Source organism: uncultured Campylobacter sp. (assembly GCF_937997405.1).
Classification (GTDB): domain Bacteria; phylum Campylobacterota; class Campylobacteria; order Campylobacterales; family Campylobacteraceae; genus Campylobacter_B.
In genome coordinates this window covers 1-7,830 of record NZ_CALKTL010000096.1, presented here as the reverse complement: position 1 = coordinate 7,830, position 7,830 = coordinate 1, and the positions used below count along the sequence as shown (strand labels likewise).

Sequence of the window (7,830 nt, the reverse complement as noted above, 5' to 3'; positions counted from 1 at the left end):
AGAGATAGTCTGTTTACGAAGATCGTAACGGGAGATAAACTCCCGTTATCGCGCGAAATTTTACTGATTTAAAATTTACCGGATCCTTGCTAAAGCGCGGCGTTGAGACTTAGTTGCATCTGAGCGTCGTCGCTAACGAGCAAAATTTTCTTCATTTTAGCCTACTTTTTGGTGACGTTATCCTCTTTGTTCTCTACCTTTGGTGCTACATAATCCTCCCCAAAATAAGCCTTCTTTATCTCTTCTTTTTTGATTGCGGCTTTCTTTTCGTAGATTTTGTATTCAGGCTTCCAGTAGTTTAGCATGTTGTTTAGCCCGCTGTGGCCTACCTCGGCGTGACAGCTAGCGCAGGTTAGTTGCTTATCGGTATTTAGCAGACTCTTATAGTGAGCGTGCATCTTTTGAGCTTGCGGGCTTGTTAGTTTATTGTCTACCAAATTCGTATGACAGCTAACGCAACCGTTATCAAATACGAAGTGCTCTCTTTTCTCTCTGTTTTTATGCCAGTCTATAGCCTCCGGGTCTTTGAAGAAATGAATATATCCCTCCATCAATCCGTTTTTGGCTTTAACTAGGACGTATTTGGCTAGGTTGTCGTGAGGTATGTGGCAGTCTACGCATTTAGCCCTTACTCCGCTTTTACCTTTGCCGCTATGTACGTCGTTACTATAAGCTATAACCATAGGATCCATCTCGTGGCACACTACGCAAAACTTCTCTCCGCTAGTTTCTTCTAGGGCGTAATGCACGGGAAGTACCACCAAAAACCCTATAATGCCGCTTACTAATATAATAAGCGCTAGTACTTTCTTTGAAATTTTCATGGCGTTACCCCCATCCATTGCGGAACTTCGTGTTCGTGGCACTCCGTGCACATATTGGTTGATTTTTTATGCTCGTTGTGGCACTCGTCGCAGTATAGCGTAGGGCCGTCGTGAACCGAGTTGTGGGGATTTGCTTTTAGCAGATCCATGTATTCTAGTCTTTTAGCTATCTTTTTCTTGTCGCCGTGACAGGACAAACAGCCTTTATCGCCTATGGATTTAAATTTACTAGCGTCGTTTCCTTGTCCTTCGTGACAATCAAGGCAGGTGAAGCTTAGTTTTTCGTGATGAGGCTTTAAAGGGTGTTTGGCTCGCAGCTCGTCGGTGACGTTAAGATCGGCTAAAGACGTTATCTTTGCGCTTGGGGCTCCTGCGCTAAATGCAAAAGAGCATAGCAGCATAGACGCGCACAAGGCGAGAAACGCTTTATGTTTCATGCGAATTCCTTTCGGATGTCAAATTTACAAATTTAACTGCAAATTCGGCTTTAAATTTAAAAAGATCGCAGGCTGAATTCTCGAATTTAGTCTTAAATTTAACCTGCGATACAAAATAATATTTGCAAGTATTTCGAGGCGATTTTTTGGGGGTTTGAAGTTAAAATTTGACGAAGATAAGGCATGTAGCCTATCAAGTCAAATTTTAACAAAATCCGCAAAAAGCGTCCGAAAGACGCCGCAAATTAGCCTATATTCTCTCCTGCGATCATACCGAATGTGAGGCAGTCTGCGATCGCCACGCTACCTAAGCGGCTAGCTCCGTGTACGCCGCCCGTGATCTCGCCTGCTGCAAATAGTCTTGGGATAGGCATCTCTGTTTGTAGCGAGATAACCTGAGCTTTGGTATTGATATCGATACCGCCCATGGTATGGTGAAGTTTTGGCGTACCGCGCATAGCGTAGAAAGGCGGTTTAGAGATATCTACGCCGTTTGTGGTGGTTTTATCCATAGGTTTGCCAAAGTCTTCGTCTTTGCCTGATTTAACGAAGCTATTATATCTCTCGACTGTCTTTTTTAGCTCTGCGGCAGGGATTTTATAAGCCGCAGCTAGTTCGTCTAGGGTTTCAAATTTCTTTAGTACGCCTGATTCTAGCGGTTTGGTGTAGTGCTCAGGTATGACCATATTTTTTACGCCCTCGGCGTCGCAGAAGTTGATCGGATAGATATCCGCTTTTGCGTCGATTACTTTAAACATAGCTTGAGAGCGGGTGCGGCGGTCTGCTAGCTCGTTCATATAGCGTTTGCCGGTTCTTGGATCTACTGAAATTCCGTAGCGGAAGCTTCCGTTTACGTTAAACATAGAGCCAACGCCAAAGCCTTTTTCGTCAGGGCATGCCCACGGACCAAATTGTATCCAGCTTAGCTGCACTGGAGTTGCGCCGATCCTAAAGGCCTCTTTCATAGCGCCCGCAGTAGCTCCTGGGTGGTTGGTGCTGTCTGTGGTAGGTAGGATAGATGGATCTTGAACCTGTCTAAAGAATACGTCGCGGCAAAATCCTCCCGCAGCTAGCACTACACCCTTTTTAGCTTTTATAGTCTTTTTAGTTCCGGTAGTGTTTTCGGCGTCGTCTTTCTGGCTCTTTGGATCAAATTTATAATCCTCTCTGATGATCACGCCGTCTACGCCGCCGTCTTCGCCTAGGACGAATTCGTCAAATTTAGCTCTTTGTCTTAGCTCACAGCCTTGTAGGTTTTTAAAGTATTCTACCATCGGCTGAACGATACCAGATCCCGAGCCGTTAGCTGTTTGAAGCGATCTAGGTACGCTGTGTCCGCCTGCGTGAGTAACTTTATCTATGTATTTAGCGCCGCATTTTAGAGTTAGTTTATATGCGTCCTGCGCGCGAGTAGCGATGGTGTCGATGAGATCCACGTGGTTTAGACCGCGGCCGGCTTTTAGGCAGTCTTTGATAAATAGCTCGTTGCTATCTTTGATGCCTTCTGCTTTTTGTTTGTCGCTGTTTGGAACGGCAAAAATTCCGCCGTTAATTACGGAGTTACCGCCTACGCGTCCCATCTTTTCTAGGATTAGGACTTTATTGCCCTTTTCGGCTGCGGTGATACCAGCTGCTAGTCCTGCAAAACCGGAACCAACGATAACTACGTCCCACTCCTCGTCAAATTTGACGTCTTTAGCGTTAACCGCAGCATTTGCGTTTACGGAGCCGAGCGCTAAAGCACCCGCGCCAACTAGGCTCATTTTGAGCAGATCACGTCTTGAAACGTTTTCCATGATGTCTCCTTTATTTTACCGTTATACGGTTTTTTTAGATGCCTAATTTTGAGGGCATTATATCTAAAGTTAAATAAAAGCAAAATAATATTATTTAAAAATTGTTTTTAAATTTTAAAAAAGCGTCGCTGTCAAAAAGCCGCTTATCGGCTGCTTGCTAGTTCTAAATTTAGATAAATTCTAAATTTAAATCTCTACATAAAATTTTGTGCGCTATGAGAGCGTGTATCCTGCGCCGGATAAAAGACCCGCAAAAGCAGGTCTTCATTTCTCGCAAAGCTTGCCGCATGCGTCGGCGCGACATCTGCTGCAGTGAGTCATTTGATGAATGGAGCCGCCGATTAGCTTTCGCATGCTGCGAATTTCTTCGTTTGAGGGCGATTTGATATTTGCAAAAGGGGTGTCATGCACGGGGATCATCGCCATGCAGTTCATGATATCGGCTTGCCACTCTTTGGCTTTTTTCGCGATTTGCGGGACGTGATCCATATTTACGCCAGGTATTACGACCGTATTGATCTTTACGATCATACGGGCTTCTTTTAGCTTGCGAATTCCTTCCTCTTGGCGCTCCCCAAGAATTCTAGCGCCCTCTTCGCCGCGATAAATTTTGTTTTTGTGGCGTACCCACGCATAAATTTTGCCGCCCACGCCCGGCGTTACGGCATTAACGGTCACCGTCACGTGGCTCACGCCGATACGCACAATATCGTCCACATGCTCGGGCAGAGCTAGGCCGTTTGTGGATAGGCAAAGTAGGGCGTGAGGGAAGCGGGCTTTGCATTTTTCAAAAGTCGCTAGGGTCTTGTCGGCATCGCACATAGGATCTCCGGGCCCTGCGATACCGATGACCGAGATATCCTGTCTAAATTTAAATAGATTTTCCACGTATAGCGCGGCCTCGTCCGGGCTCTGCACCCTCCCCGTTACGCCGGGGCGATTTTCGTTGGCGCAGTCGTAGATGCGGTTGCAAAAATTGCACTGGATATTGCAATGCGGCGCTACGGGAAGGTGCACACGCCCGTAGCTCGCGGACGCTTTTTTGCTAAAGCACGGATGGTTGTCGAAGGAGGGCCTGGCGAAAAAATTCATCAATCTTTTTTCCTTCCAAATTTGATGGCGCCCGCATGGCAAACGTCCATACAATCGCCGCAGTTCGTGCAGTTCATCTCGTCGGGTCTAGTGCCCATTTCGCATTTGCGCAAACAGGCGTTGCAGTTGTCGCAGGCATCCGTTTTATAAACGCGAAATATTGAAATTTTACGCAGCAGCTCCATTATACCGCCGCTAGGACAGGCGAAGCGGCACCATAAATTTGCGACGATCAAGGATGCGGCGATGAGGCCTACGACTACGGCAGTGCGAACTGCCCAGTACCAGTCGGAAAATTTAAAGGACATGATAACGGCGTTTAGATACTCGTCGCTGGTGCGGATAGGGATCATAACGCGAGGATTGCCGTAGATAAAATACACGCCTGCGCTAAGCAAAACAGCTAAAACCATGCCTATCTGCGCATATCGCAGCTTCCTGTTATTTTTTAGCTTAAGCTTAAAAGCGGCAAATTTGCCCAGCATTTGATTGACGAATCCGCCCGGGCAAAGCCAGCCGCAAAACGCGCGCCCGAGGAAAATAACCAGCACGGGGATAAATAACCAAAAGCTGAAAAACACGGTCGCGATCCGCCCCCAGCACGTAACGATCGGACAGGATTGGCAGTTTACGAAAGGCACGATAAATGGGCATCTAAAAATCCCGTAATACGCCCATTGCCCGATCGCGCCGATAAAAATCAGCTGCACCAAACGACGAATTTTAGTTAGCCTGGAGACTTTTTTCATCTTTGCCATATTTACGATACTAAACATCTTTTACACCAAACCTTTCTATGAGTTCAAGCCCGCGCGCCGAATGGATGGAGGTAAAGCCGTGCTGCTCGAAAATTTCCTGCCCCTCCACGGAACAGACGAAGTCCGCAAAATCATCGGCAAGCTTCTCATCCTTTACGTACTTCATGATATTTAGCGTAAAGGTAAGCGGCCCGGGTGGGATGAGTTTCTCGTCGATAGGCATATATTCGATCTTGTCTTTAAACCTATCGTGCGTCGTTAGGCGCTTTTCGATTATGGACGCATCGCCCTTGCCATCTACCAGATCGCACATCATGGTAATAACGCACGCTCCGTTGGAGATCATATTTTTCATGACCGGCTCAGTAAGGCCGGAATTTTTCAAAATTCCCTTTACCGGTCCGCTACCCGGAGGCGAAGCCCTTAGCGGCAGCATCACCCGCACGCCGGGTTCTGCTAGATCCTTCAGATCGCGAATGCCCGCGGGATTTCCTTTCGGCACCACTAAGACGTAGTCGGTAAAACACAGCGGTCTAAAGCGAAGGCTAAGGCCAGCCTTGCGTAGTTTTTGAGAGAGCTCCAAAACGCGGGCGCCGAAAACCTCCGTCTTGCCCTGCAAGGCTAGCAGCGACTTCCCGAGCGCACCCGCAAAGGCGCCGGTGTACTGGATATTGTGCCCCGTTCTCGACTCATAAACGGCGTTTAGCTCGTTAAATGCTTCGGACAGTCCTCCGCACGACCAAACCTGCAGTGAATCGGGCTTAAACGGCTTGAAGCCTGCTAGCATCGTTTCCGGTCCGGCGATGGTGGCTGCCGCCAAAGCTCCTTTTAAAAAGCCGCGACGAGATACGTCTACTTCTTTAAATTTCATCTAACCTCTCCTTTCTTTGGCTTGTTTTTAAATTTAGAAAATTCTTCATTTTAAAATTTCGAGCTACCCGCTTAAAGCAGTTCTATAAACGCTTCTAGGCGCGTTCGAATTTGCCCGACGTCTTGCTTGGAGTAGTCAGTCTCCAGACTCATATAGTTCGCTCCCGCTTCGCGGCTAGCCTCTTTGATTCTGTTTGTCGGGGTCGCGTAGGTGTGGCAGCCCACGACGTCAACGACGCCGTCCGCTTGATACTCGTGGATAAATTCCTTTATAATATCGCCTCTGGCGTCGTTTTGATACATCACCGAGCATGGGATTTTGAGGTAGCGCTCGGCGATATTTGCGACCAGATCGCCCTTTGTTTGCACTTAGCGAGGACGGTCTCGGCAAAGATCGTGCATGGGAGCTTAGTTTAATCGCGGGATTTTTTCGGGCGGTTTTGTAAATTTCGCTTAGCTCTAGCCCCAGGCGACCCGCGCTGATCTCTAAAAATTTGCCCGTGCCCGCCGAGCACTTGTCGTTCATGATAAAATCCGCGGGCTTGCTGTTTTCGATCTTGATCGCCTTCGTATCCTGCCCGCCCATGCCCTCTACGGTGCAGTCGGGCTCAAACAAAAAGTGCGCCCCAAGGCCGTGGCATAAAATTTCGCTCATGCTAAGCTGCGCGTACTCCACGCTGACGCGCCCGTAGCCCGTAGCCGTCACGAAGCCCTCGCCGTAACCTTTTTGCTCTAAATTTTGCTTGATCTGCCGCGCGACCTTGACCGCGCTAAAGCCGCTTGGCAGCAAAAATAGCTCGCAAAATTTGCCGCGCTCGTCCATAACGGCGACCTTTGACGAGGTAGAGCCGATGTCGATACCGATAAAATGCATAAAATTTTAAATCCGTCGAAAAATATTTCTACACCGTAGAACTTTAGCGCAATCTTAGCTTTTTAAGACTTTTATATCGCTGAAATTTAGCGCAGGCGAGCGGCGCGGATTAAATTTAGCCTCATGCCGCGTTTGAATTGGTTTTAAATTTAGATTTAAATTTAGCGCTCGCGGGCGATTAGAATTCCGCTTAAAATTACCACCGCGATGCCCGCTAGCACGATAGGGCCGGGTAGGTGATCGCCTAGCATAATGCCTAGCGCCATGCTAAATAGGATGTCGCTATAGCTGATCGCAGCGACGATACCCGCTTTGCGCGAAGCGGCGTAGGCGCGCGTCATGTAAATTTGAAAGTAGATCCCGCTGACGCCCAGAAGCGCCACGAGCACCCAGCCAAAAAGGCTTGGCGGGTTGAAGTAAGCAAGCCTCGCCAAATCTGCCCCGCTGAAAAGTCCTAAAATTTTAACCTCGCTATCACCGAGCGCCCAGCCCGCAGCCATCATCATCGCGCTTAGAAAGGTAGCGGATGAGACGAAGACCAGCACGATGAGGTTGGTGGCGTAGTGTTTGCGAAGCTCTCGCACGCTCGTGTATGCAAGCCCCGCGCACATGCCGCCGAAAATTCCCACCGCATCGGTTACGCTGATGCCGATGTGCGGGCGCACGACGAGTAAAATCCCGCCAAAGCCCAGCAGTATCGCAAACCAACCGCGCGAGCTTAGCTTTTCGCCTAAGAAAAACGCCGAAAATAGCGCGGTGAAAATGGGCGCCGTCTTTTGGAAGGTAAAAGCGGTGCCAAGATCGATGTGAGCGATGTTGTAAAAGGTCGCTAAGATACCGCAGCTGCCGATAAAACCGCGAAATGCGAGTAGCCACGGCTTGCCGCCCGGCCCCAGATTTTTTCCCCGCCGTAGCGAAAACAGCACGATCGCGATGCCTACGACGTTGCGGAAAAACACGATCTCGGCGCTGCTCATTCGCTCCGCCATGACCTTGGCCAAAGCGCCGTTTAGCGCGAAATAAAAGCTCGCTACGAGCATATAATAAACGCCCAGATGTTTCAGCCAAAACGCGGAGTAGAATTTTTGTTTCATCGCACGCTACTTTCGGTTCGCCACAAGTGTGCCCGCGACGATGATGAGCGCCATGCCCGAAAGTGCCATGAAACCGGGCAGGGCG

Annotated in this window: 9 protein-coding genes; all 9 read right to left on the bottom strand. The window is 48.7% G+C overall.

Features of this window, described 5'->3' with window-relative positions; all coding sequences use genetic code 11:
• Positions 1 to 161: 161 nt before the first annotated feature.
• The 9 genes from Q0372_RS05370 to Q0372_RS05330 all read right to left on the bottom strand — a co-directional run bounded on the left by Q0372_RS05370 (position 162) and on the right by Q0372_RS05330 (position 7,745).
• On the bottom strand, positions 162 to 824 hold the full coding sequence (locus Q0372_RS05370; protein WP_298103468.1) for a NapC/NirT family cytochrome c: 663 nt from the start codon (positions 822 to 824) through the stop codon (positions 162 to 164).
• Positions 821 to 1,261, bottom strand: coding sequence for a cytochrome c3 family protein (locus Q0372_RS05365; RefSeq protein ID WP_298103465.1), 441 nt, complete (start codon positions 1,259 to 1,261; stop codon positions 821 to 823). Before Q0372_RS05365 ends, Q0372_RS05370 begins: the two co-directional genes overlap by 4 nt.
• A gap of 245 nt (positions 1,262 to 1,506) precedes the next feature.
• The gene (locus Q0372_RS05360; RefSeq protein WP_298082528.1) at positions 1,507 to 3,057 is read right to left on the bottom strand and encodes a flavocytochrome c; all 1,551 of its coding nucleotides are present in this window, start codon (positions 3,055 to 3,057) and stop codon (positions 1,507 to 1,509) included.
• Between the two features lie 264 nt (positions 3,058 to 3,321).
• A complete protein-coding gene (locus Q0372_RS05355; protein ID WP_298103471.1) occupies positions 3,322 to 4,149 on the bottom strand; it encodes a radical SAM protein in 828 nt (275 codons plus the stop codon).
• Positions 4,149 to 4,925 carry a 4Fe-4S binding protein gene (locus Q0372_RS05350; protein WP_298103462.1) on the bottom strand — a complete coding sequence of 259 codons (777 nt, stop codon included), beginning with the start codon at positions 4,923 to 4,925 and terminating at the stop codon, positions 4,149 to 4,151. The genes Q0372_RS05355 and Q0372_RS05350 overlap by 1 nt, the downstream gene beginning before the upstream one ends.
• Positions 4,918 to 5,778: a substrate-binding domain-containing protein gene (locus Q0372_RS05345; RefSeq protein WP_298103458.1), complete on the bottom strand. Its 861-nt coding sequence runs from the start codon at positions 5,776 to 5,778 to the stop codon at positions 4,918 to 4,920. Before Q0372_RS05345 ends, Q0372_RS05350 begins: the two co-directional genes overlap by 8 nt.
• Before the next feature lie 71 nt (positions 5,779 to 5,849).
• Positions 5,850 to 6,080: a 2-hydroxyacyl-CoA dehydratase family protein gene (locus Q0372_RS05340; RefSeq protein WP_298103455.1), complete on the bottom strand. Its 231-nt coding sequence runs from the start codon at positions 6,078 to 6,080 to the stop codon at positions 5,850 to 5,852.
• Positions 6,007 to 6,651 (bottom strand): acyl-CoA dehydratase activase, encoded by a 645-nt coding sequence (locus tag Q0372_RS05335; protein WP_298103453.1) that lies wholly within the window; start codon positions 6,649 to 6,651, stop codon positions 6,007 to 6,009. Before Q0372_RS05335 ends, Q0372_RS05340 begins: the two co-directional genes overlap by 74 nt.
• Before the next feature lie 161 nt (positions 6,652 to 6,812).
• Positions 6,813 to 7,745 carry a DMT family transporter gene (locus Q0372_RS05330; protein WP_298103450.1) on the bottom strand — a complete coding sequence of 311 codons (933 nt, stop codon included), beginning with the start codon at positions 7,743 to 7,745 and terminating at the stop codon, positions 6,813 to 6,815.
• Positions 7,746 to 7,830 lie beyond the last annotated feature (85 nt).

Bases quoted from the DNA above. Each gene is read 5' to 3' on its own strand.
- Q0372_RS05350 (WP_298103462.1), bottom strand. From the start codon at position 4,925: ATGTTTAGTATCGTAAATATGGCAAAGATGAAAAAAGTCTCCAGGCTA.
- Q0372_RS05360 (WP_298082528.1), bottom strand. From the start codon at position 3,057: ATGGAAAACGTTTCAAGACGTGATCTGCTCAAAATGAGCCTAGTTGGC.
- Q0372_RS05355 (WP_298103471.1), bottom strand. From the start codon at position 4,149: ATGAATTTTTTCGCCAGGCCCTCCTTCGACAACCATCCGTGCTTTAGC.
- Q0372_RS05340 (WP_298103455.1), bottom strand. From the start codon at position 6,080: ATGTATCAAAACGACGCCAGAGGCGATATTATAAAGGAATTTATCCAC.
- Q0372_RS05370 (WP_298103468.1), bottom strand. From the start codon at position 824: ATGAAAATTTCAAAGAAAGTACTAGCGCTTATTATATTAGTAAGCGGC.
- Q0372_RS05345 (WP_298103458.1), bottom strand. From the start codon at position 5,778: ATGAAATTTAAAGAAGTAGACGTATCTCGTCGCGGCTTTTTAAAAGGA.
- Q0372_RS05330 (WP_298103450.1), bottom strand. From the start codon at position 7,745: ATGAAACAAAAATTCTACTCCGCGTTTTGGCTGAAACATCTGGGCGTT.
- Q0372_RS05365 (WP_298103465.1), bottom strand. From the start codon at position 1,261: ATGAAACATAAAGCGTTTCTCGCCTTGTGCGCGTCTATGCTGCTATGC.
- Q0372_RS05335 (WP_298103453.1), bottom strand. From the start codon at position 6,651: ATGCATTTTATCGGTATCGACATCGGCTCTACCTCGTCAAAGGTCGCC.